The following is a 21,939-nucleotide window of genomic DNA, read 5'->3' as shown; positions in this document are numbered from 1 at the left end:
CTCAGGGTCCTTCTGACGGACCTCCGTGGAGGAAGGACCCTAGCCGGAGAGGTGACGCTCGACCGTCTCGACCTTGGAGGTCAGGCCGTCCGTGACCCCCGGGCGGATATCGGCCTTGAGGACCACCGAGACCCTGGGCGCCCGCGCCTCCACGGCCGCGACGGCGCGCTTGACGACGTCCATGACCTCGTCCCACTCGCCCTCGATCGAGGTGAACATCGCGTCCGTACGGTTCGGCAGCCCCGACTCGCGGACCACCCGCACCGCGTCGGCCACGTACTCCCCCACGTCCTCGCCGACACCCAGCGGTGTTACCGAAAAGGCGACGATCATGCGTTGACCACGCCCTCCTTACGGGCGCGGGCCGCGATCACCCCGGCCTCGGTCTCCCGCTTGAGCTTGCGCTCGGCGAAGAAGCCGCCGGTGGGCAGGACGGAGAGGACGAAGTACAGGGCCGCGGTCTGCCACTTCCACTTGGCGCGGTTCCAGGCGTCCGCCCAGAAGACCACGTAGAGGATGAAGAGCACGCCGTGCACCATGCCCATCACCGGCACCGCGTTGAAGTCCGTGGTGCGCTTGAGCACCGAGCAGATGAGCAGCAGCAGGAACGACACGGCCTCGGGCGCGGAGACCAGGCGGAGCCGGCGCAGCGCGGTGGCGGTCTTGAAGTCCACGAGAGCACCTTCGTGTGAAGAGAGAGACACGGACCAGCTTGTGAAGGAATGCACAAGCTTTCGCCCATTGTCGCAGCCTCGCGGGCGATCTCCGCCCGGGGGGCACCTCATGCCCCCGGCGCTCCCTGTCCGCCGACGTCGCCGGACCGCTACCGTCGGCTCCGTGGCTCAGTTTCGGCTCCAGGGAAGCAGGGTGCTCGCGGTCGATCTGACCGGCGACTCCGTGAAGGCCAAGAACGGCGCGATGGTCGCCTACGAGGGGGATATGACCTTCAAGAAGAGGACGGGTGGCGGGGAGGGGCTGCGCGGGATGGTGACCCGGCGGCTCACCGGCGAGCAGATGGCGGTCATGGAGGTGAAGGGGCACGGCACGTGCTACTTCGCCGACCGGGCGAGCGAGATCAACCTGGTGTCGCTGCGGGGCGAGAAGCTCTATGTGGAGTCCAGCAATCTGCTGTGCACGGACTCCGCGCTGCGCACCGGCACCTCCTTCACCGGGCTGCGCGGCTCCTCGCAGGGCAACGGGCTGTTCACCACGACCGTCGAGGGCACCGGCCAGGCCGCGCTCGTCTCCGCCGGCACGGCGGTCGTACTGCGCGTCACCCCGCAGACGCCGCTGCAGGTCGACCCGGGCGCGTACATCGCCCACACCGGCGGTCTCAAGCAGCACTTCCAGTCGGGGGTGAACTTCCGCGCGCTGATAGGCGAGAGCGGCGGGGAGTCCTTCCAGATCCGCTTCGAGGGCGACGGGCTGGTCTATGTCCAGCCCAGTGAGCGCAACACGATCGGGGGTGAGGTGTGAGCAGGGGGCACCTCCCAGCGGTAGCTGGGGGAGCACGCGCGGCCGCCGGGCCGCAGACGGCGACGAATCCCGCACCTCTGCGCCGCGCGGGCGGAGAAGCGAACGAAATGGGGCGAGTGTGATGCCGTTCAAGGTGCTCACCTCGCGAATGGTCGAGGCCAAGGTGATACCCGGCCAGACCCTGTTCAGCCAGCGTGGCGCGATGCTCGCCTATCGCGGGGACGTCCACTTCACTCCCAGCATCACCGGCGGCCAGGGCGGGCTGCGGGGGATGATCGGGCGGCGGGTCGCCAATGAGGCCACCCCGCTGATGACCGTCGAGGGCCAGGGCACGGTGATGTTCGGGCACGGCGGCCATCACGTCCATGTGATCGACCTGGTCGGCGACACCCTCTATGTGGAGTCGGACCGGCTGCTGGCCTTCGACGGATCGCTGCGCCAGGGCACGATGTTCCTGGGCTCCCAGGGCGGGGTGATGGGCATGGTGCGCGGCCAGGTCACCGGCCAGGGGCTGTTCACCACCACCCTGGAGGGGCACGGCTCCGCGGCGGTCATGGCGCACGGCGGGGTGCTGGAGCTGCCGATCGTCCCGGGACGTCCGGTGCATGTCGATCCGCAAGCCTATGTCGCCCACCGGGGTGATGTTCGCAATAAGCTCTCGACGGCGATCGGCTGGCGCGAAATGGTGGGCCGCGGCTCGGGGGAGGCGTTCCAACTGGAGCTGTCCGGCACCGGCATGGTCTACGTCCAGGCATCGGAGGAGAAGCTGTGAACGGCCCCGTCATCCATGACGTCTGGACGCTGCCCGTCGACGACAACATCAATCCGTACGCCTTCAGCGTGGATCTGAACGGCCAGTGGTTCCTGCAGAAGGGGAAGATGGTCGCCTACTACGGGCAGATCGACTTCCAGGGCGTCGGACTCGGCCACCTCGACCACCTCATCGCCCACAGCTTCCACTCCCCGCTGCACGCGGCGGAGTGGGTGGTGGCCGAGGGGCAGGGCAAGATGGTGCTCGCGGACCGCGCCTTCGACGTCAACTCCTACGACCTGGACGACGGCAACCTCTCCATCCGGTCCGGCAATCTGCTCGCCTTCCAGCCCTCACTGTCCCTGAAGCAGTCCATCGTCCCGGGCTTCCTCACCCTCATCGGCACGGGGAAGTTCGTGGCCGCCTCCAACGGGCCCGTGGTCTTCATGGAGCCGCCGATCCGGGTGGATCCGCAGGCGCTGGTCGGCTGGGCGGACTGCCCGACGCCGTGCCACCACTACGACCACCAGTATCTGCGTGGCATCCTCGGGGCCGTCCGGTCCCGTACGGGCATCGGGGGCGCCTCGGGCGAGGAGCACCAGTTCGAGTTCGTGGGCGCGGGGACCGTACTGCTCCAGTCCACGGAGGAGGTCGTCGCCGAGATATCGGTCGGCGAGACGGGGGGTACCGGTTCGTGAGCGCGAAGGTGCGGAGTGTAACGTCGAACAGGTGACCTCTAGCCCGATACATCCATTGGTTCGGAATTCAACTTCTGTAGGTAGAATACATCCCATGGAGACCGAGAACGGCACGCGCTGGCTCAGCGACGAGGAACAGCGCGCCTGGCGCACCCATCTGGACGTCAGCCGGCTGCTGACCTACCAGCTCGAAAAGGACCTGCAGCCGTTCGGCCTGACCATGAACGACTACGAGATCCTGGTCAACCTCTCGGAGTCGGAGGACCACCGGATGCGGATGAGCGATCTCGCCTCCGCGACCCTGCAGTCCAAGAGCCGGCTGTCGCACCAGATCACCCGGATGGAGAACGCCGGCCTGGTCCGCCGCGAGAACTGCGAATCGGACCGGCGGGGGCTGTACGCCGTGCTGGCCGAGCACGGCTGGGACACCATGCGCAAGGTCGCCCCCCATCATGTGGCGTCCGTGCGCAGGCACTTCATCGATCTGCTCGCGCCGGAGGACCTCAAGGCGCTGCACGGATCGCTGGTGCCCGTCGCGGAGCATCTGCGCACCCAGCGGGGCCGGGTCTGAGGGGCCCGCCGGACGCCCCGTAGGCCGGACCGGCCGCACGACCTACGTCGGCAGCCGCAGCTCGAACAGGGCGCCGCCCTCGGGGGCCGCCCGGACGGTCAGCGTGCCGCCGTGGCGCACCGCCACGTCCCGCGCGATGGCGAGGCCGAGCCCGGCCCCGCCATCGTCGCGGCTGCGGGCGTCGTCGAGCCGTACGAACCGCTCGAAGATCCGCTCCCGCTCGGCCTCGGGCACCCCCGCGCCATCGTCCGCGACCTCCAGCACGGCCCACCGGCCCTCCTCGCGCACCGCCACCCGCACCCCGCTCCGGGCGTGCCGCTGGGCGTTGTCGACCAGATTGCCCAGCACCTGGGCCAGCTGCCCGCGCGAGCCCTCCACCGCGACCGGCGCCGCCTCGTCCCGCACCGGCACCCGGTCCGCCACCCGCTGGGCCAGCTCCTCGCGCACCAGGGCGTCCAGCGCCACCGGCGTCCCTCCGGCGGGCCGCTCCCCCGCGTCCAGCCGGGCCAGCAGCAGCAGATCGGCCGCGAGCCGCTGGAGCCGCACCACGTCCGCCACCGCGCCGTCCAGGTCCAGCAGCTCCGGATGGGCGGCGCCCACCTCCAGCTGGGTACGGAGCGAGGCCACCGGGGAGCGCAGCTCATGAGAGGCGTCGGCCACGAAGGCCCGCTGCCGCTCCACGGACGCCTCCAGCGCCGTGAGCGTCTCGTTGGTGGTCCGGGCCAGCCGCGCCACCTCGTCGTGCGACCCCGGCTCGGGCACCCGCCGGGCCAGGTCCGTGCTCGCCGTGATGGCGGCCATCTCACGCCGGATGCCCTCCACGGGCCGCAGCGCGCGCCGGGTCACCAGCCAGGTCACGGCCGCCACGACCAGCAGCAGCAGCGGCAGCCCGAGCAGCATCGCGTCCCGCACCGTGGTGACCGCGCCGCGCTCGGTGGCCAGCGGGGCGCCCGCGTAGACGGTGACGTCCTCGCCGGATGTGTCGGTGGCCTCCACGGCCGCCCAGACGTAGTCCGCGGTCTCCCCGTCGACACGGGCGGAGCCGTCGCCGTACTCCTCCCCGGAGGAGACCTTTCCGGCGGCTCGGTCGTCATCGTCGGTGTCGTCGTCGCTCTCAGGGGCGGGCGCCACGGGCCTCACGGACGCGCTCCCGGTGCCCTTCACGGCCTCCAGATCCTCGCTGACCGCCCGCACCCGGCCGTCCTCGTCCACGACCTGCACCGGGACGCTCTCGTCCAGCTTCAGCGCCCCGTAGCCCGCCCCGGCGGCTATCTTCGACGCCACCTCCCGCGCGTCCACCTGGGCCTTCAGCCGCGCCTGGTCCCCCAGATCGGCGCGCAGCACCTGCAGCAGCGCGATCCCCGCCGCCACCAGGGCCACCGCCACCACCAGGGTCGCCCCGAGCGCGGCCCGCGCCCGTACCGAACCGAACACCTTACGCACGGAGCCGGTACCCCGCTCCCCGTACGGTCTCGATGAGCCCCGCGCCCAACTTGCGGCGCAGGGCGCTCACATACACCTCGACGATGTTGGGGTCACCGTCGTAGGCGAAGTCCCACACATGCTCCAGGATGTCCGGCTTGGAGACGACGTCCCCCGCCCGCGTCGCCAACTGCTCCAGCACGGAGAACTCCTTGGCGGTCAGCGGCACCTCCCGGCCGTCCCGCTCCACCCGGCGCGCGCCCCGGTCCACCGTGAGCGGCCCCACCCGCACCACGGGCGAGGCCCCGGGGCCGCGCCGCCGCAGCAGCGCCCGGATCCGCGCCACCAGCACCACATACGAGAACGGCTTGGTCAGATAGTCGTCCGCCCCGGTGTCGAGCCCCTCCGCCTCGTCGTACTCGCCGTCCTTGGCGGTGAGCATCAGGATCGGGACGTCGTGCCCGGCCGCCCGGAGCGCCCCGCACACGCGGTAGCCGTTCAGCCCCGGCAGCATGATGTCGAGGACGACGAGGTCGTACACCCCCTCCTGCGCACGGTGCAGCCCCTCCCGGCCGTCGTGCGCCACATCGACGGCGAACCCCTCCGCCCGCAGCCCCTTGGCCAGCGACAGGGCCAGCCGCCGCTCGTCCTCCACGATCAGCAAACGCATGCGGCCAGCGTCGCAGAGCGAACCTGAAGATCTCTTCAGGCGGCTTCAGGTGGGCTTCAGCATGGATCGGCCAGGGTGGTTGGCGTCCGAACACGAATGGGGAGGAACCCACATGAAGCGCATCATCATCGCATCTGTCGCCGCGGCCGCCCTGGTCGGCGGCGGTACGGCCGTCGCGGTGGCGGGCACCCAGTCCTCGTCCCCGGCGGCCCAGTCCTCGTCCCCGGCGGCCCGGTCCGCGTCCCCGGCGGCCGCGCCCACCGGCGCCTCGCTGACCCAGGCGGCCGACGCCGCGCTGAAGGCCGTCCCGGGCACGCTGGACTCCATCGACCGCGACCACGGCCGCTGGGAGGCGGACGTCCTGGGCAAGGACGGCAAGTGGCACGAGGTCACGCTGGACGCCAACGGCAAGGTGATCGGCCAGCACGTCGACAGGGACACCGACCCCGAGGACGCCGCCGAGGCCAAGGCCCTGCGGAACGCCGACGTCTCGGCCATCGAGGCGGCCCGGAAGGCCGCGCCCCAGTCCACCGTGACCTCCGTGGAGTTCGACGGCGACCACACCCCGGTGTGGGAGGTCGAGACCGTCAAGAACCACAAGGAGCGTGACCTGACCGTAGACGCCCACTCGGGCAAGGTCACCCAGGCCCCGGCCGACGACGACCACGGCGACGACGACAGCGACGACGACTAGGGAGAGCCGCCGACGAGACAGGAGGGGACGGGGTCGGAGGGGTGGGGTCCTGGACGCTTACGTGTATTTGTGGCGCCAATCACCGGCCAACCCAACGGTCATCGGCCGTCGGCGCCGTAAATATACGGTCCAGGGCCCCGCCCCGGAGGCCCCGGCCCCGCACCCGGAACGCACCCTCGGCGCACCCGAACGCACGCGCTAGCCCTGTTCGGTCACCGCCGCCACCAGCTCGTCCGCCGCCGTGTACGGGTCCAGCTCGCCCGCGACGACCCGCTCGGCGAGCGCGCCCAGGCGGCGGTCGCCGTGCAGATCGCCGATCCGCTCCCGCAGCGCGGTCACCGCGATCGTCTCGACCTCGCCCGCCGCCCGCCGCATCCGGCGCTCCGCGAGCACACCATGCTCCTCCATCCACGCACGGTGCTTCTCCAGCGCCTCGACGACCTCCTCGATCCCCTCGCCGCGCGCCGCCACGGTCTTCACGATCGGCGTCCGCCAGTCGCCCGGCGACCGCGACTCGCCCAGGCCCAGCATGTGGTTGAGCTCGCGGGCCGTGGCGTCGGCACCCTCCCGGTCGGCCTTGTTGACCACGTACACATCGCCGATCTCCAGGATCCCGGCCTTGGCCGCCTGGATCCCGTCGCCCATCCCCGGCGCGAGCAGCAGCACGCTGGTGTCGGCCTGGGCGGCGATCTCGACCTCGGACTGGCCGACGCCCACCGTCTCCACCAGGATCACGTCGCAGCCGGCCGCGTCCAGCACCCGGATGGCCTGCGGGGCGGCCCAGGCGAGCCCGCCGAGGTGGCCGCGGGTGGCCATGGAGCGGATGTAGACGCCGGGGTCGGAGGCGTGCTCCGACATCCGTACCCGGTCACCGAGGAGCGCCCCGCCGGAGAACGGCGAGGAGGGGTCCACGGCGAGCACGCCCACCCGCTTGCCCGCCCGCCGATAGGCGGAGACGAGCGCGGAGGTCGACGTGGACTTGCCGACCCCCGGCGAGCCGGTCACCCCGACCACATACGCGCCCCCGGCCAGCGGAGCGAGCGCGGCCATCACCTCGCGCAGCTGCGGCGAGGCGCCCTCGACCAGCGAGATCAGCCGGGCGACCGCACGCGGCCGCCCCTGCCGTGCCTGCTCCACCAGCGTGGGCACATCAGCCATGGGAGCCGTACTCCTCACTCGCTCGAGCACAATCGCTTGATCACAATCGCTTGCCCACAACGGAAACCGGATTCCCGCGCGGGGACCGTCCGCTTCCCGTCTACTTCCCCGCCGGCACCCGCAGGATCAGCGCGTCGCCCTGCCCGCCGCCACCGCACAGCGCCGCCGCGCCGGTTCCGCCACCGCGCCGCCGCAGCTCCAGCGCCAGATGCAGCGCGATGCGCGCACCGGACATTCCGATGGGGTGGCCGAGGGCGATCGCGCCCCCATTCACATTCACCTTTTCGGGGGAGACGCCCAGGTCCTTCATTGACTGCACGGCGACCGCGGCGAACGCCTCGTTGATCTCGATGAGATCGAGGTCGTCCACCGTCAGCCCGTCCTTGCCCAGGGCGTGCGCGATCGCGTTGGACGGCTGCGACTGGAGGGAGTTGTCGGGTCCCGCCACATTTCCGTGGGCGCCGATCTCGGCGATCCACTCCAGCCCGAGCTCCTCGGCCTTGGCCTTGCTCATCACGACGACCGCGGCGGCACCGTCCGAGATCTGCGACGACGTGCCCGCGGTGATCGTCCCGTCCTTGGTGAACGCGGGCCTCAGCCGGGCCAGCAGCTCCGCGGTGGTCTCGCCGCGGATGCCCTCGTCCTTGTCGAAGACCACCGGCTCGCCCTTGCGCTGCGGGATCTCCACCGGGGTGATCTCGGCGTCGAAGAGGCCGTTCTTCTGCGCGGCGGCGGCCCGCTGGTGGGACTGGGCCGCGAACTCGTCCTGCTCGGGGCGCTGGATGCCCAACCGGGTGTTGTGCTTCTCGGTGGACTCGCCCATGGCGATGTGCTCGAAGGCGTCCGTCAGCCCGTCGTACGCCATCGCGTCGAGCATCTCGACCGCGCCGTACTTGTACCCCTCACGGGACTTGGGCAGCAGATGGGGGGCGTTGGTCATGGACTCCTGGCCGCCCGCGACCACGATGTCGAACTCACCGGCGCGGATCAGCTGGTCGGCCAGGGCGATCGCGTCCAGCCCGGAGAGGCAGACCTTGTTGATCGTGAGGGCGGGCACGCTCATCGGGATACCGGCCTTGACCGCCGCCTGACGTGCGGGGATCTGCCCGGTGCCGGCCTGGAGCACCTGCCCCATGATCACGTACTGCACCTGCTCGGCACCGACCCCGGCCCGCTCCAGCGCGGCCTTGATCGCGATCCCGCCCAGGTCCGCGCCTTCGAACGAGCGCAGACTGCCGAGAAGTCGTCCCATGGGCGTGCGCGCGCCCGCCACCATCACAGAGGTCGTACGAGTCATTGGTGCGTCCCCTTCACGAGGAGAAGGAAGTTAACGAGGGTTATCGTCAATGTACTGACGAGTACCCGCGCGGTCACCGGCCCATCGGTGTGATCGCGCGCACGTTGCGTAACCGACCGTACGGCGGTGCACTGTTCCCATGCTGACGAGAATCGACCACATCGGGATCGCCTGTTCCGACCTCGACAAGACTGTCGAGTTCTACCGTGCCACGTACGGCTTCGAGGTGTTCCACTCCGAGATCAACGAGGAGCAGGGCGTCCGCGAGGCCATGCTCAAAATCAATGAGACCTCCGACGGCGGGGCCTCCTACCTGCAGCTTCTCGAGCCGATCCGGGAGGACTCCGCGGTCGGCAAGTGGATGGCCAAGAACGGTGAGGGGGTCCACCACATCGCCTTCGGCACCGCCGACGTCGACACCGACTCCGAGGCCATCCGCGACAAGGGCGTCCGGGTCCTCTACGAGCAGCCCCGCCGTGGCTCGATGGACTCCCGGATCACCTTTCTCCACCCCAAGGACTGTCACGGTGTGCTGACCGAGCTCGTCACCGCCGCGAATCCCGCCGCGCACAAGGACTGAAGAGGATCACTGAAGCGGACCACTGACCTACCCCTTCCCCGGCCGGTAGAGTGCTGCATCGGCCGGGGTACGGAAACGGAGAGGGTTCGGGGTCCGGCCCGGGCTTCGCCGATGATCTGACACCATTTCTCGGAAGGGCCAGCTCCGGTCCGACCCGGCACGCACCTCGCCTGGTCGGTACCGCAAGGGAACCCGTCGAGGGACCCCGGGGCACCGCAAGGGACCACGGGAACCCGGAGGGTTACGGAGCCGGCCGCCAATGCGACCAGGGGACGGATGGGACCGCGCAGTGCGGGGCTACGACCGCTACGAGCCTGACGATCAGCTCTCGAAGTTCGAGGCCGAGATGGAGCGGCTGAAGACCGAGCGGGAGAAGGCCGTCCAGCACGCCGACGACCTCGGCTACCAAGTCGAGGTGCTGCGCGCCAAGCTGCATGAGGCGCGCCGTAATCTGGCGGCCCGCCCCGCCTACGACAGCGCCAACGCGGGCTACCAGGCTGAGCAGTTGCTGCGGGACGCGCAGCTCCAGGCGGACCAGCTGCGCGCCAACGCCGAGCGGGAGCTGCGCGAGACCCGGGCCCAGACCCAGCGGCTGCTCCAGGAGCAGGCCGAGCGGCAGTCCCGGCTCGAGGCCGAACTGCACGCCGAGGCCGTGGCCCGGCGCCAGCGGCTGGACCAGGAGCTGGCCGAGCGCCGCGCCACCGTCGAGTCCCACGTCAACGAGAACGTGGCCTGGGCCGAGCAGCTGCGGGCCCGTACCGAGGCACAGGCCCGCCGGCTCATGGACGAGTCCCGGACGGAGGCCGAGCACGCCCTGGCCGAGGCCCGCGCCGAGGCCCAGCGGATGACCGAACAGGCGCGCCAGCGGCTGGGGTCGGAGGCGGAGGCCGCCCGCGCCGAGGCCGAGGCGATCCTGCGCCGGGCCCGTACCGACGCCGAGCGGCTGCTGACCAACGCCGGCACCCAGGCCCAGGAGGCCACCGACCACGCCGAGCAGCTGCGCACCTCCACCGCCAGCGAGGCGGACCAGGCCCGCCGGGCCGCGGTCGAGCAGACCCGCGCCGCCGAGCAGCGGATGCACGAGGCCGAGCAGGCGCTGCGGGAGGCGCGCAGCGAGGCCGAGAAGGTGGTCACCGAGGCCAAGGACGCGGCGGCCAAGCGGCTCGCGGCCGCCGAGTCGGACAACGAGACGCGCACCCGTACCGCCAAGGCGGAGGTCGCCCGGCTGGTCGGCGAGGCCACCAAGGAGGCCGAGCGGCTGCGGGCCGAGGCCGAGCAGCTGCGGGACGACGCCCGCGCCGAGGCCGACCGGATGATCGCCGAAGCGGGCGACGACGCCCGCGCCAGGGCCGCCGAGGACTCCGCGGCCCAGCTGGCCAAGGCGGCCCGGAGCGCCGAGGAGGTGCTGACCCGCGCCTCGGAGAAGGCGCAGAGCACCACCAAGGCGGCCACCGACGAGGCGGAGCGGATCCGGCGCGAGGCCGAGGACGAGGCCGACCGGCTGCGGGCCGAGGCGCACGACACCGCCGAGCAGCTCAAGGGCACGGCCAAGGACGACACCAAGGAGTACCGCGCCAAGACCGTCGAGCTGCAGGAGGAGGCCCGCCGGCTGCGCGGCGAGGCCGAACAGCTGAAGTCGGAGGCGGCCGCCGAGGGCGAGCGGGTCCGGGCCGAGGCGCGCCGTGAGGCGGTCCAGCAGATCGAGGAGGCGGCCAGCACCGCCGAGGACCTGCTGACCAAGGCCAAGGCCGACGCCGAGGAGACCCGCTCCGGTGCCACCGCCGAGAGCGAGCGGGTGCGCACCGAGGCCATCGAGCGGGCCAACGCGCTGCGCCGGCAGGCCGATGAGCTGCTGAAGCGGGCCCGTGGCGAGGCCGATGAGCTGGTGACCTCGGCCGAGGAGCAGGCCGAGCGGGTCAAGTCGGAGGCGGCCACCGCGGCCGAGGAGCTGCGCGAGGAGGCCGAGCGGGCCGCCCAGGACCGCCGCGCCGAGGCCGAGGGCGAGCTCAACCGGCTGCACCAGGAGGCCGAGCAGCGGCTCTCCTCCGCCGACCAGGCGCTGCGGGACGCCCGCGAAGAGGCGGAGCGGCTGCGCAAGGAGACCGCCGAGGAGATCGAGCGGCAGCGCACCGAGTCCGCCGAACGGCTGAACGGCCTGCGTCAGCAGGCCGAGGACGAGGCCGCCCGGCTGCGCGACGAGGCCGCCGCGGACGCGTCGAACGCGCGCGCCGAGGGCGAGTCGGTGGCCGTACGGCTGCGCGGCGAGGCCGCCGCGGAGGCCGAGCGGCTGCGCTCGGAGGCCCAGGAGACGGCCGACCGGGTGCGCGCCGAGGCGGCGAGCGCCGCCGAGCGGATCGGCACCGAGGCCGCCGAGGCCCTGGCCGCCGCCCAGGAGGAGGCGGCCCGCCGCCGCCGCGAGGCCGAGGAGCTGCTCGCCGACGCCCGCGAGGAGGCGCAGGCGGAGCGTACGGCGGCGCGGGAGCAGAGCGAGGAGCTGCTGGCCGCCGCCCGGAACCGGGTCGCCGAGGCGCAGGCCGAGGCACAGCGGCTGGTCGAGGAGGCCGAGCGGCGCTCGGCCGACCTGGTGGCCGCCGCCGAGCAGACCGCCCAGCAGGTGCGGGACTCGGTCGCCGGGCTGCACGAGCAGGCCGAGCAGGAGATCACCGGGCTGCGCAACACCGCCGAGCACGCCGCGGAGCGGGTGCGCGACGAGGCGCAGGCCGAGGCCGACCGGGTCCGCGCGGACGCCTACGCGGAGCGGGAGCGCGCCTCGCAGGACGCCACCCGGGTGCGGCGGGAGGCCACGGAGGAGTCCGAGGCCGCCAAGGCGCTCGCGGAGCGCACGGTCGCGGAGGCGATCGCCGAGTCGGAGCGGCTGACCGAGCGGGCCCGCGAGGAGGCGAACCGGCGCCGCGCGGATGCCGCCGAGCAGGCGGACCGGCTGGTCACCGAGGCCACCCACGAGGCCGAGCGGCTGCGCGCCGAGGCCAACGAGACGCTCGACGACGCGCGGCGCTCGGCCAACAAGTCCCGTGCCGAGGCCGCCGAGCAGGCCGATACGCTCGTCAGCGGCGCCACCGAGGAGGCCCAGCGGCTGGTCTCGGAGGCCACCACACGGGCGCAGGCACTGCGTACGGAGGCGGCCGACGCGCGGGCGACCGCGGAGCAGGACGCGGCCCGCACCCGGGCCCAGGCCCGCGGCGACGCCAACAACATCCGCTCGGAGGCGGCCGAGCAGGCGGACCGCCTGGTCACCGAGGCCCGGAACGAGGCCGACCGGCTGCGCGCGGAGGCGAGCGGCGAGGCGGAGCGGCTGCGCAGCGAGGCCGCGGAGACCGTCGGTTCGGCGCAGCAGCACGCGGCGCGCATCCGCGCCGAGGCCGAGCGGGTCGAGACCGAGGCGGCGGCCGAGGCGGAGCGGATCCGCAACGAGGCGCAGGCCGAGTCGGACCGGCTGATCGACCGGGCGCGCGAGGACGCCAACAAGCGGCGCTCGGACGCCGCCGAGCAGGCCGACCGGCTGATCACCGAGTCCTCGGCGGAGGCCGAGCGGCTCACCTCCGAGGCCCAGGAGGCCGCGCTGCGCGCGGCGACCGCGGCCGAGGAGCAGGCGGACACCATGGTGGGCGTGGCCCGCCATGAGGCAGACCGGCTGGTCGCCGAGGCCACGGCCGAGTCCAACGCCATGGTGGAGAAGGCCCGTACGGACTCCGACACCATGCTGGGCGAGGCCCGGGGCGACGCCACGGCCATCCGGGAGCGCGCCGAGGAGCTGCGCGCCCGTACCGAGGCCGAGGTCGAGGAGTTGCACGAGCGGGCCCGCCGGGAGTCCGCGGAGCAGATGAAGTCCACCGGCGAGCGGGTGGACAAGCTGGTCGCGGCGGCCACCGCGCAGCTGATGAAGGCCGAGGAGAAGGCCAGGTCGCTGGTCGCGGAGGCGGAGAGCGAAGCGAGCCGGGTGCGGATCGCGGCGGTGAAGAAGGCCGAGGGTCTGCTGAAGGAGGCCGAGCAGAAGAAGTCCGAGGCCGAGCGGGAGGCGGACCGGCTCCGGACCCAGGCCACGGACGAGGCGCAGCAGATCGTGGACGAGGGCAAGCGCGAGCTGGAATTGCTCAAGCGCCGCCGCGAGGACATCAACGCGGAGATCTCCCGTGTCCAGGACGTCCTCGAGGCGTTGGAATCCTTCGAGACCCCCGCGTCGGGTGGCGCGGGCGGCAAGGAGAACGGCCAAGTCAAGACAGCGGCGGGTGCGGGTGCGACGAGGAGTGGAAAGCGGTCGGAGGGGTAACCGTATCCGGGGGGACGAGTCTCAGCTGTGCCTATCGAGGTTTCGCTTAAGTCTCGCGTCGGTTTCGCGTAAGTCTCGCGTCAGGCTGCGTCCATCACGGCATGTCCGTATCATCCCGACGAGTGACGGGGTCTCCGTCTTACCGCCACTCAAAAGGCTGGACATTCTGCAGATCAAACAGACGTTGACTCGATGACACGCCGTTCGGCCCCCTAGGATTCCCTCTATCACCTCACCGGTCTCTTTCGACAGGAACCCCATGAGCGACACTTCCTCCCCCTTCGGCTTCGAGCTCGTGCGGCGTGGGTACGACCGCGGTCAGGTGGACGACCGCATTTCCAAGCTCGTCGCCGATCGTGACAGTGCACTGGCCCGTATCACCTCTCTGGAAAAGCGCATCGAGGAGCTGCACCTCGAGACGCAGAACGCTCAGGCCCAGATCAACGATTCGGAGCCGTCCTACGCGGGGCTCGGCGCCCGGGTCGAGAAGATCCTCCGTCTCGCCGAGGAAGAGGCGAAGGATCTGCGCGAGGAGGCTCGCCGCGCCGCCGAACAGCACCGTGAGCTGGCCGAGTCGGCCGCCCAGCAGGTCCGCAACGACGCCGAGACGTTCGCCGCCGACCGCAAGTCCAAGGCCGAGGACGAGGGCGCGCGGATCGTCGAGAAGGCGAAGGGCGAGGCGGCCACGCTGCGCCAGGAGGCGCAGAAGGACGCGCAGTCCAAGCGCGAGGAGGCGGACTCCCTCTTCGAGGAGACCCGCGCCAAGGCCGCGCAGGCCGCCGCCGACTTCGAGACCAACCTCGCCAAGCGCCGCGAGCAGTCCGAGCGCGACCTGGCCTCGCGTCAGGCCAAGGCCGAGAAGCGGCTCGCGGAGATCGAGCACCGCGCCGAGCAGCTGCGCCTGGAGGCCGAGAAGCTGCGCACCGACGCCGAGCGCCGCGCCCGCCAGACGGTGGAGACCGCGCAGCGCCAGGCCGAGGACATCGTGGCCGACGCCAACGCCAAGGCGGACCGCATCCGCAGCGAATCCGAGCGCGAGCTCGCGGCCCTCACCAACCGCCGCGACAGCATCAACGCCCAGCTGACCAACGTCCGCGAGATGCTGGCCACGCTGACCGGCGCGGCGGTGGCCGCGGCCGGTGCCCCGGGCGAGGACGAGGCGGCCACCCGCGGCGTCCCGGCCCAGCAGTCCCGGTGACCCTCGATCACACCGGAGCGCCCGATGCCCCGCGCCGCCCAAGCGGCGCGGGGCACGCGCATGTTATGGGCAAGACTTGCCTTCCCGGCCAGGCTGGCTATGGCATTGGCCGCGCCCCGACGCGAAGAGTTCCAGGACCGGGGCAACCCGCCCTCCCTGGGGGCGCGGCACGGACAACCAGCCCCTTCGGGCGACCAATCCAGCGGCCCTCCTGGCGAACAATCCGTCCCCTCCAGAGGAACAATCCAGCCCCTCCAGGGGAACAATCCAGCCCCTCCGGCGATTGAGGAGCCGAGGTCCAGGGGCGGAACCCCCGGCGGGGCCGGGCGGGGCCCGGTTTCGGGGAGGGGCGGGGTGGGGCAGGCAACCCCCCGTGACCGACCGCACCCTCAAAACCCTCGGCTTCGCCGACATCCCCGCCCAACAACCCCTCACCTACCCCGGCCGCCCCATCACCCACCCCACCCTCCTCACCACCGGCGAGCTCTGGGACCTCACCCCCACCCCAGGCCCCCTGGGCACCTGGACGGTCAGCCCACGCCCCGGCAACAACGAAGCCCCCCAAGAGCCACTGGACGCCGTCCTCACCCGCCTCGGCCACCCCCCAACCCCCCACCGCCACCCCGTCATCGCGGTCGGCTCCAACGCCTCCCCCGCCCAGCTCCACCACAAGCTGTCCCGCCCCGGCCACCCGGCCACCGTCCCCATGGTCCCGGTCGACGTACACGGCATCGCGGTCGGCTGCTCGGCCCACATCGGCCGGTACGGCTACGTGGCCTCCGCCCCGTACACGGCGCCCGGCGCCCGTACCCCGCTCGTCATCAGCTGGCTGGACGCCGAGCAGCTGGCGGCCGTGGACGCCACCGAGTACCCCAACTACCGCCGCGTCCTGCTGCCCGGCAGCCAGTACCCGATGGTCATGCCGTCCGGCGAGCGGCTCCGCGGCGCGTACCTCTACGTCGGCGAGCGCGGAGTGCTGATGTCCCCGGACGGCACCGAGCGCCCCCTCCCCGGCGGCGGCGACCAGAGCGCCCTGCTCACCCGCCTGCTCGCCGGCTCACCACGGCTGCGCGCGCTCCTCGGCCCGGACCCGCGCGCCTGGGTCACCCGCGCGGGCGCCGACCCCGCCGTCCGCGGAACCGGCACCCGGATCTTCCAGGAGGAGGGCTGGGCGCTGCCGCAGCCCGACCTTCTCCGCTGTCCGGAGGACGGGCAGCACGGCGGGCCCGGAGGGTGCGGCGGCCCCAAGAGTTACGATGCGCTCTCATCTCCCGAGTAACGGGAACCGTCAAGGCGCCGTTAGGCTCCTAAGCCTCATCGGGGGCGAGCACGCCCGACCCATGCTCATGAGGGGCGGAGAATGATCGAGGCAGTCGGTCTGACGAAGCGCTACGGCGCCAAGACGGCCGTGTACAACCTGTCCTTCCAGGTGAGGCCAGGTGCCGTCACCGGCTTTCTCGGACCCAACGGGTCGGGCAAGTCCACCACTATGCGAATGATCTTGGGCCTCGACGAGCCCACCGCCGGCCATGTCACGGTCGGCGGCTACCCGTTCCGCAAACTCCCCAACGCCCCCCGCCAGGTGGGCGCGCTGCTCGACGCCAAGGCGGTGCACGGCGGCCGCAGCGCCCGCCAGCACCTGCTCTGCCTGGCCCAGCTGTCCGGCATCCCGGCCCGCCGGGTGGACGAGGTGCTGGGCGTGGTGGGCCTCCAGAACGTGGCGCGCAAGCGCTCCAAGGGCTTCTCGCTCGGCATGGGCCAGCGGCTGGGCATCGCGGCCGCCCTCCTCGGCGACCCGCAGGTGCTGCTCTTCGACGAGCCGGTCAACGGTCTGGACCCCGAGGGCATCCTCTGGGTCCGCAACTTCATGAAGCAGCTGGCCTCCGAGGGCCGCACCGTCTTCGTCTCCAGCCATCTGATGAGTGAGATGGCGCTCACCGCCGACCATCTGATCGTGATCGGGCGCGGGCAGCTGCTCGCCGATATGAGCGTCAAGGACTTCATCTCCTACAACTCCGCGGACTTCGCTCGCGTCCGCACCCCCGAGGGCGACCCGGGGCAGCGCGAGAAGCTGACCGCCGCGCTGAGCGAGGCGGGCGGCCAGGTGCTGCCGGAGCAGGACGGCGCGCTGCGGGTGACCGGGCTGCCGCTGCCGCGCATCAGCGATCTTGCGCATGGGGCGGACGTCCGGCTGTGGGAGCTCTCCCCGCACCAGGCGTCGCTGGAAGAGGCGTACATGCGGATGACGCAGGGCGCGGTGGACTACCGCTCGACCATCGACGAGCGCGCCGCACTGCAGCAGCAGATGCCGGGCGCGGTGCCGCAGGGCGGGCCGTACGGCTATGCGCCGGGCGCCCCGGCACAGCAGATGGGCTTCCCGCCGGGGACCATGCTGCCGGGCTACGCCGAACCCCCGGCCCCGCCACAGCAGCACGCCCCGGGCGCCCCGCACACCCCGGGCGCCCCGATGCCCACCACACCGGCGCCCCCGTCCGCCGCTCCGGCCGCCCCCGCGATGCCGCCCACCGCTCCCCCGGCTCAGCCGCCCGCGGCGCCGTCCGCCCCCGCCGATCTGACCAAGAGCGACACCGAGGACGCCCGATGACGACCCCGTACCAGCAGCAGTACCAGGCGCCCGTCCCCCCGCAAGGTCCTCCGCAGGGCGGTCCGCAGGGTGGTCCTCCGCAGATGCCGCCGCAGATGCCGCCGCAGTCGGCCCCGCACCAGCCGGTGCCCTCCGGGCCTCCGTCGCAGCCGTATGCCGGTGTCGGCCCGTACACCTCGCCGATCCCGGTCCGCCAGACCCACCTCGGCAATGCCCTCGCCTCCGAGTGGACCAAGATCAAGTCGGTGCGCTCCACGATCTGGACGCTGAGCGTGATGGTCGCGCTGGTGGCCGGGATCGGCCTTCTGGTGTCGGCGAGCACCAGCGACAGCGACTACCAGACCGTCCCCACCACCCTCCCCGGGTTCTTCGGCACCCTGCTCGGCCAGCTGTGCATCGTCACCCTCGGGGTGCTCGTGATCACCTCCGAGTACGGCACCGGGATGATCCGGACCACCCTCACCGCCTCCCCGCAGCGCTCCCGGGTGCTCACCGCCAAGGCGCTGGTGTTCTTCACCCTCTCGTTCACCACCACGACCCTCGCGCTCGCGCTGGTGGCCTTCGCCAGTGCCGGGATGCACAGCGGTCCGGGTGTCCAGGAGCCGACGAGTGACCAGCTCCTGGGCTCGACGATCGGCGCGGGGCTCTATGTGTCGCTGCTGGGGCTGCTCTCGCTGGCCGTCGGCTCCATGCTGCGGCACTCCGCGGGCGCGATCACCACGATGCTCGGTGTGGTGCTGCTCCCGGCCATCCTCCCCGCGTTCCTGATGATGTCGGACAGCCTCCGCGAGCTGGGGGAGAAGATGCAGGAGTACTCCTCGCCCCAGGCGCTGGCCTCCCTCTTCCGGATCGACGAGAGCCTGAACAGCGGCTGGCCCCAGCTGTGGGGGCTGGCCGGAGTCACGGCGGGGGCGATGATCGCCGCCTATGTGCTGCTGGAGAAGCGCGACGTGTAGGGCTCGCGGCGCCTGAGCCGGATGCGCGGCCCGAGCCGGATGCGGGGCGCCCGAGCCGGACGTACCGCGCCCGAGTCAATGTCGCGGTGCGTTACGGGACCGCTGGAGCTTCGCGCTCCGGCGGTCCCGTGCGTTCCAGCACGCCTTGTGCCAGTGGCGGCGGTCGTCCGCGCCCATGTGCTGCTGCCAGGCGACCACATGCGCCACCCCCGGCGGAATCTCCTGGTCGCAGCCCGGGCAGCGGTAGTGCTTGGCGGCCGCCCCGCCGCCGACCTGCCGGACCACCCACTCCTCCCCCTGCCAGGTCTCCATGCTGTCGAGGCCATAACGGTCCGTGCTCTCGTGGCCGACGGGCTTCTCGCCGCCTCGCGAGCGGTTTCGGCGTGGAGACACGGGGCACCTCGACAGAGCTTGAGCTAACGGGCTGTGACCAGCGTACGCGCTACGGTCACCCTCCGGGAAAGCCGTCGTCCACACCCGTCCTCTGATCATCATGAAAACTTCATGCCCGGCCGTGCCCTTGGCACGTGTCAGGCGTTAATGCCTATGGGGGGATGCCCGCGCCGGCACTTCAGCCGCGACAAGGAGGCAGTTTCACGATGGATGTGGGGGCTTTCATCCTGGCCGCTCAATTCCCAGGCCAGGGACAGGAGGAGGCGCTGCACCGGGCGGTGCGGTCGGCCGAACTCTCCGAGGAGACCGGGCTGGACGCGGTCTGGGTCGCCGAGCACCACTTCGTTCCATACGGCGTCTGCCCGTCCGCGGTCACCCTCGCCGCGCTGCTGCTGGGACGTACCCGCCGGATCGGCGTCGGTACGGCGGTGAGCGTACTGCCGACCGCGCATCCCGTCGCGCTGGGTGAGCAGGCGGCACTGCTCCATCTCCTGTCCGGGGGCCGGTTCACGCTGGGTGTCGGCCGCGGCGGGCCCTGGGTGGACCTCGAGGTCTTCGGCTCGGGTCTGCGGGCATACGAGCGGGGCTTCCCCGAATCGCTCGATCTGCTGCTGCGCTGGCTGCGCGAGCCCCGGGTGGGGGCCGACGGCGAGCGGTTCGCCTTCCGCGAGGTGGCGGTGGTGCCGCGCCCCGACGACGCCCTCGCCGGGCCGGTGGTGGGCGCCCCGCCGGTGGTCGTCGCCTGCACCTCGCCCACCAGTGTGCGGCTGGCCGCCGAGCGCGGGCTGCCCATGCTGCTCGGCATGCACTGCGGGGACGAGGAGAAGGCCGAGGTGGTCGGCCTGTGGCGGAAGTCCGCGCTGGCGGCGGGCCGTTCACCGGAGCACGTCGAGGCGGTGGCGGCGCGCCATGTCTCGGCCGGGGTGGTGCAGATCGCGGACACCCGCCCCGCGGCGGCCGAGATCCTGACCAAGGCGATGCCCGGCTGGCTGCGGCAGGGTCTTGAGGCGCATGTGACGGTCGACGGCCGGGAGCGCCGGATGCGCGACCCGGTGGCCTACGCGGAGCTGCTGTGCGAGCTGCATCCGGTGGGCTCGCCGCGGCTGTGCGCCGACCGGCTGGCGGCGACCGCCGAGCGCACCGGGATCCACCGGTTCGCGCTGCTGGTCGAGGGGTCGGGCGATCTGACGGCCACGGAGGAGAACGTACGACGGCTCGGTGGTGAGGTGCTGCCGCTCCTGCGCTGATACACCTCCCCCTGGTGGAGCGGCAGCGTACGTCCCGTCAGCAGTCGCGGAGTTCGGGTGACTGGTTGAGCAGTTGCCCCCGGACCGAGGTGAAGCGGGCGAGGCGCTCGTCGGCCGATGCGTCCATCGGGAAGACCGCCACCCGGTGACAGTTCTGGAAGGCCAGCCGCACCCCGAAGTGGCGCTGCAGCGCGCCGCGTATCGCGTCGCTGGCGAGTGCGCGGAGCAGTTGACCGCGTGCCTGCTCATCGGGCGGCGGCGTCTGGTTGTCGGCGAACTCCCCGCCGTCCACCTTCAGCTGGGCCACCAACGAGCTGATCATCTCCCATGCGTACGGTAGGGAGTTCCGGACGCAGTCGACGAAGGCCGCTTCGTCGACCTCGCCTCGCTCGGCCTGTTCGAGCAGGGCCGGTGAGACGTCGAGCGACATGGGTTCTCCTCTCGCGACCCCGCGCGCGGGGTCTCAGGGATGGGAAGGGCGGACGGCGACGCAGCGTACCCGTCCGACGACCGCCCGCTTCAACGGTAATTCGGCCACTGCGCCCGCACCAGGAGAATGGGCACACAACCAGCCATCGCCGAAGGGGTCCATCGGCGGACGAATCGCGTGCGGCGGTGGTGGTCGAGTAGCGTTGCCGACCATGCGTCTCGTCATCGCCCGGTGCTCGGTGGACTACGCCGGCCGCCTCACCGCCCACCTCCCCTCGGCACCCCGTCTGATCCTGGTCAAGGCCGACGGCAGTGTGTCCATCCACGCGGACGACAGGGCTTACAAACCCCTCAACTGGATGTCTCCGCCGTGCACGCTGAAGGAAGGCGACGACGATGTGTGGACGGTCGTGAACAAGGCGGGCGAGAAGCTCATCATCACCATGCAGGAGGTCATCCATGACTCCTCGCACGAACTCGGCGTCGACCCCGGCCTGATCAAGGACGGTGTCGAGGCCCATCTGCAGGAGCTGCTCGCCGATCGTATCGAGACACTTGGCGATGGCTGGACGCTTATTCGGCGTGAATACCCCACAGCCATCGGCCCCGTGGACATTCTCTGCCGCGACTCGGACGGGGCGACGGTCGCCGTGGAGATCAAACGCCGTGGTGAGATCGACGGTGTCGAGCAGCTCACCCGCTATCTCGAACTCCTCAACCGGGACCCGCACCTCGCCCCGGTGAAGGGCATCTTCGCCGCCCAGGAGATCAAACCCCAGGCGCGCGTCCTCGCCACGGACCGGGGCATCGGCTGTGTGGTGCTGGACTACGACGCGCTCCGCGGCATCGAGGACGACAAGCTCCGGCTCTTCTGACGCGGGACCCACTCGGACGCGAGAGGCCGGGGCCGCGAGGCCCCGGCCTCCTTGCCGTCGTACGGCCTCACGCCCGGCCCTCGAAGCCGGGCCCCGACGAGGCGCCCGGCGGCCCACCCGGGGGAGCCGCACAGCGTTGCTTTCCCCTCCCCGCCCCTTCCCGCTACCAAGGGCTCCGCCCCTGGACCCCGAAGTCTCGGGCAGCCCCGGTGCGGGGCGTGGGGCAGAGCCCCGATCCGGGGCCTGAGGCGGAGCCTCGATCCGGGGCCTGGGGCAAAGTCAGGACCTGGGGCGGAGCCTCGGTCCGGGGCGGAGCCTCGGTCCGAGGTCTCGGGCGGCCCGATCCGAGGCCTGGGGCGGAGCCCCAATCCGGGACCTGAGGCAGAGCTCCCACCCGAGGTCCGGGGCCACCCGGGACCTGGGGCGGAGCCTCGGTCCGGGGTCTCGGGCGGCCCGATCCGAGGCCTGAGGCAGAGCCCCGAACCGGGGTCCGGAGCGGAGCCCCCATCCGGGACCTGGGGCGGATCCCCCGTCCGGGGTCTCGGGCGGCCCGATCCGAGGCCTGAGGCAGAGCCCCATCCGGGGCCTGGGGCGGATCCCCCGTCCGCGGTCTGGGCAGAACCCCGATCCC

Annotated in this window: 21 protein-coding genes; 13 read left to right on the top strand and 8 right to left on the bottom strand. The window is 72.0% G+C overall.

Annotation, left to right across the window (positions count from 1 at the left end; genetic code table 11):
• Window positions 1-39 precede the first annotated feature (39 nt).
• Together ACFXB5_RS28580 and ACFXB5_RS28575 are read right to left on the bottom strand one after the other, a co-directional pair.
• Window positions 40-333 (bottom strand): MTH1187 family thiamine-binding protein, encoded by a 294-nt coding sequence (locus ACFXB5_RS28580; RefSeq protein ID WP_385212817.1) that lies wholly within the window; start codon window positions 331-333, stop codon window positions 40-42.
• Complete coding sequence (locus tag ACFXB5_RS28575; RefSeq protein WP_020868373.1) at window positions 330-674, bottom strand: DUF3817 domain-containing protein; 345 nt, start codon at window positions 672-674, stop codon at window positions 330-332. Before ACFXB5_RS28575 ends, ACFXB5_RS28580 begins: the two co-directional genes overlap by 4 nt.
• A 163-nt stretch (window positions 675-837) precedes the next feature.
• On the opposite strand from ACFXB5_RS28575, the gene ACFXB5_RS28570 reads away from it, so the two are divergent.
• The 4 genes from ACFXB5_RS28570 (at window position 838) to ACFXB5_RS28555 (ending at window position 3,496) form a co-directional block, all read left to right on the top strand.
• The gene (locus tag ACFXB5_RS28570) at window positions 838-1,476 is read left to right on the top strand and encodes an AIM24 family protein (RefSeq protein WP_385212815.1); all 639 of its coding nucleotides are present in this window, start codon (window positions 838-840) and stop codon (window positions 1,474-1,476) included.
• Window positions 1,477-1,597: 121 nt separating this feature from the next.
• Entirely contained in the window at window positions 1,598-2,248 is a 651-nt protein-coding gene (locus ACFXB5_RS28565) for an AIM24 family protein (RefSeq protein ID WP_385212813.1), read from the top strand.
• Complete coding sequence (locus ACFXB5_RS28560) at window positions 2,245-2,925, top strand: AIM24 family protein (protein ID WP_385212811.1); 681 nt, start codon at window positions 2,245-2,247, stop codon at window positions 2,923-2,925. Before ACFXB5_RS28565 ends, ACFXB5_RS28560 begins: the two co-directional genes overlap by 4 nt.
• Window positions 2,926-3,019: 94 nt before the next feature.
• The gene (locus ACFXB5_RS28555) at window positions 3,020-3,496 is read left to right on the top strand and encodes a MarR family winged helix-turn-helix transcriptional regulator (RefSeq protein ID WP_385212809.1); all 477 of its coding nucleotides are present in this window, start codon (window positions 3,020-3,022) and stop codon (window positions 3,494-3,496) included.
• Window positions 3,497-3,538: 42 nt separating this feature from the next.
• Here the strand turns inward: ACFXB5_RS28555 and ACFXB5_RS28550 are convergent, their stop codons facing one another.
• Entirely contained in the window at window positions 3,539-4,939 is a 1,401-nt protein-coding gene (locus tag ACFXB5_RS28550; RefSeq protein ID WP_385212807.1) for an ATP-binding protein, read from the bottom strand.
• A complete protein-coding gene (locus ACFXB5_RS28545) occupies window positions 4,932-5,588 on the bottom strand; it encodes a response regulator transcription factor (protein WP_201851239.1) in 657 nt (218 codons plus the stop codon). The genes ACFXB5_RS28550 and ACFXB5_RS28545 overlap by 8 nt, the downstream gene beginning before the upstream one ends.
• Window positions 5,589-5,700: 112 nt before the next feature.
• Here ACFXB5_RS28545 and ACFXB5_RS28540 point away from each other — a divergent pair, with 112 nt between their 5' ends.
• Window positions 5,701-6,282: a PepSY domain-containing protein gene (locus ACFXB5_RS28540; RefSeq protein WP_385212805.1), complete on the top strand. Its 582-nt coding sequence runs from the start codon at window positions 5,701-5,703 to the stop codon at window positions 6,280-6,282.
• A gap of 198 nt (window positions 6,283-6,480) precedes the next feature.
• Here ACFXB5_RS28540 and meaB read toward each other — a convergent pair whose 3' ends face one another.
• Both meaB and ACFXB5_RS28530 read right to left on the bottom strand, forming a co-directional pair.
• A complete protein-coding gene (meaB, locus tag ACFXB5_RS28535) occupies window positions 6,481-7,440 on the bottom strand; it encodes a methylmalonyl Co-A mutase-associated GTPase MeaB (protein ID WP_385212803.1) in 960 nt (319 codons plus the stop codon).
• Window positions 7,441-7,540: 100 nt separating this feature from the next.
• Window positions 7,541-8,719: an acetyl-CoA C-acetyltransferase gene (locus ACFXB5_RS28530; RefSeq protein WP_121825405.1), complete on the bottom strand. Its 1,179-nt coding sequence runs from the start codon at window positions 8,717-8,719 to the stop codon at window positions 7,541-7,543.
• Between the two features lie 157 nt (window positions 8,720-8,876).
• On the opposite strand from ACFXB5_RS28530, the gene mce reads away from it, so the two are divergent.
• From mce to ACFXB5_RS28500, 6 genes are all read left to right on the top strand, one after another.
• The gene (gene mce, locus ACFXB5_RS28525) at window positions 8,877-9,317 is read left to right on the top strand and encodes a methylmalonyl-CoA epimerase (protein ID WP_385212801.1); all 441 of its coding nucleotides are present in this window, start codon (window positions 8,877-8,879) and stop codon (window positions 9,315-9,317) included.
• A 259-nt stretch (window positions 9,318-9,576) separates the two neighbouring features.
• Window positions 9,577-13,605: a polarized growth protein Scy gene (gene scy, locus ACFXB5_RS28520; protein WP_385212799.1), complete on the top strand. Its 4,029-nt coding sequence runs from the start codon at window positions 9,577-9,579 to the stop codon at window positions 13,603-13,605.
• A 259-nt stretch (window positions 13,606-13,864) separates the two neighbouring features.
• On the top strand, window positions 13,865-14,803 hold the full coding sequence (locus ACFXB5_RS28515) for a cellulose-binding protein (protein ID WP_385212797.1): 939 nt from the start codon (window positions 13,865-13,867) through the stop codon (window positions 14,801-14,803).
• 373 nt (window positions 14,804-15,176) lie between these two features.
• A complete protein-coding gene (locus ACFXB5_RS28510) occupies window positions 15,177-16,082 on the top strand; it encodes a hypothetical protein (RefSeq protein ID WP_385212795.1) in 906 nt (301 codons plus the stop codon).
• A gap of 81 nt (window positions 16,083-16,163) precedes the next feature.
• A complete protein-coding gene (locus ACFXB5_RS28505; RefSeq protein WP_385212793.1) occupies window positions 16,164-17,408 on the top strand; it encodes an ABC transporter ATP-binding protein in 1,245 nt (414 codons plus the stop codon).
• Window positions 17,405-18,364, top strand: coding sequence for an ABC transporter permease (locus tag ACFXB5_RS28500; protein WP_385212791.1), 960 nt, complete (start codon window positions 17,405-17,407; stop codon window positions 18,362-18,364). The genes ACFXB5_RS28505 and ACFXB5_RS28500 overlap by 4 nt, the downstream gene beginning before the upstream one ends.
• 75 nt (window positions 18,365-18,439) lie before the next feature.
• Here the strand turns inward: ACFXB5_RS28500 and ACFXB5_RS28495 are convergent, their stop codons facing one another.
• Window positions 18,440-18,757, bottom strand: a complete 318-nt coding sequence (locus ACFXB5_RS28495; RefSeq protein WP_385212789.1) for an ATP/GTP-binding protein — start codon at window positions 18,755-18,757, stop codon at window positions 18,440-18,442.
• A 206-nt stretch (window positions 18,758-18,963) separates the two neighbouring features.
• Here ACFXB5_RS28495 and ACFXB5_RS28490 point away from each other — a divergent pair, with 206 nt between their 5' ends.
• A complete protein-coding gene (locus ACFXB5_RS28490; protein ID WP_385212787.1) occupies window positions 18,964-20,004 on the top strand; it encodes an LLM class flavin-dependent oxidoreductase in 1,041 nt (346 codons plus the stop codon).
• A gap of 37 nt (window positions 20,005-20,041) precedes the next feature.
• Here ACFXB5_RS28490 and ACFXB5_RS28485 read toward each other — a convergent pair whose 3' ends face one another.
• Window positions 20,042-20,434: an SCO5389 family protein gene (locus ACFXB5_RS28485; RefSeq protein ID WP_037951008.1), complete on the bottom strand. Its 393-nt coding sequence runs from the start codon at window positions 20,432-20,434 to the stop codon at window positions 20,042-20,044.
• 211 nt (window positions 20,435-20,645) lie between these two features.
• Here ACFXB5_RS28485 and nucS point away from each other — a divergent pair, with 211 nt between their 5' ends.
• The gene (gene nucS, locus ACFXB5_RS28480; protein WP_385212785.1) at window positions 20,646-21,308 is read left to right on the top strand and encodes an endonuclease NucS; all 663 of its coding nucleotides are present in this window, start codon (window positions 20,646-20,648) and stop codon (window positions 21,306-21,308) included.
• Window positions 21,309-21,939 lie beyond the last annotated feature (631 nt).

The organism is Streptomyces sp. NPDC059455 (assembly GCF_042750115.1).
GTDB lineage: Bacteria > Actinomycetota > Actinomycetes > Streptomycetales > Streptomycetaceae > Streptomyces > Streptomyces endocoffeicus.
The sequence above is the reverse complement of the archived record's forward strand: the minus strand, read 5'-3'. Positions and strand labels throughout refer to the sequence as shown.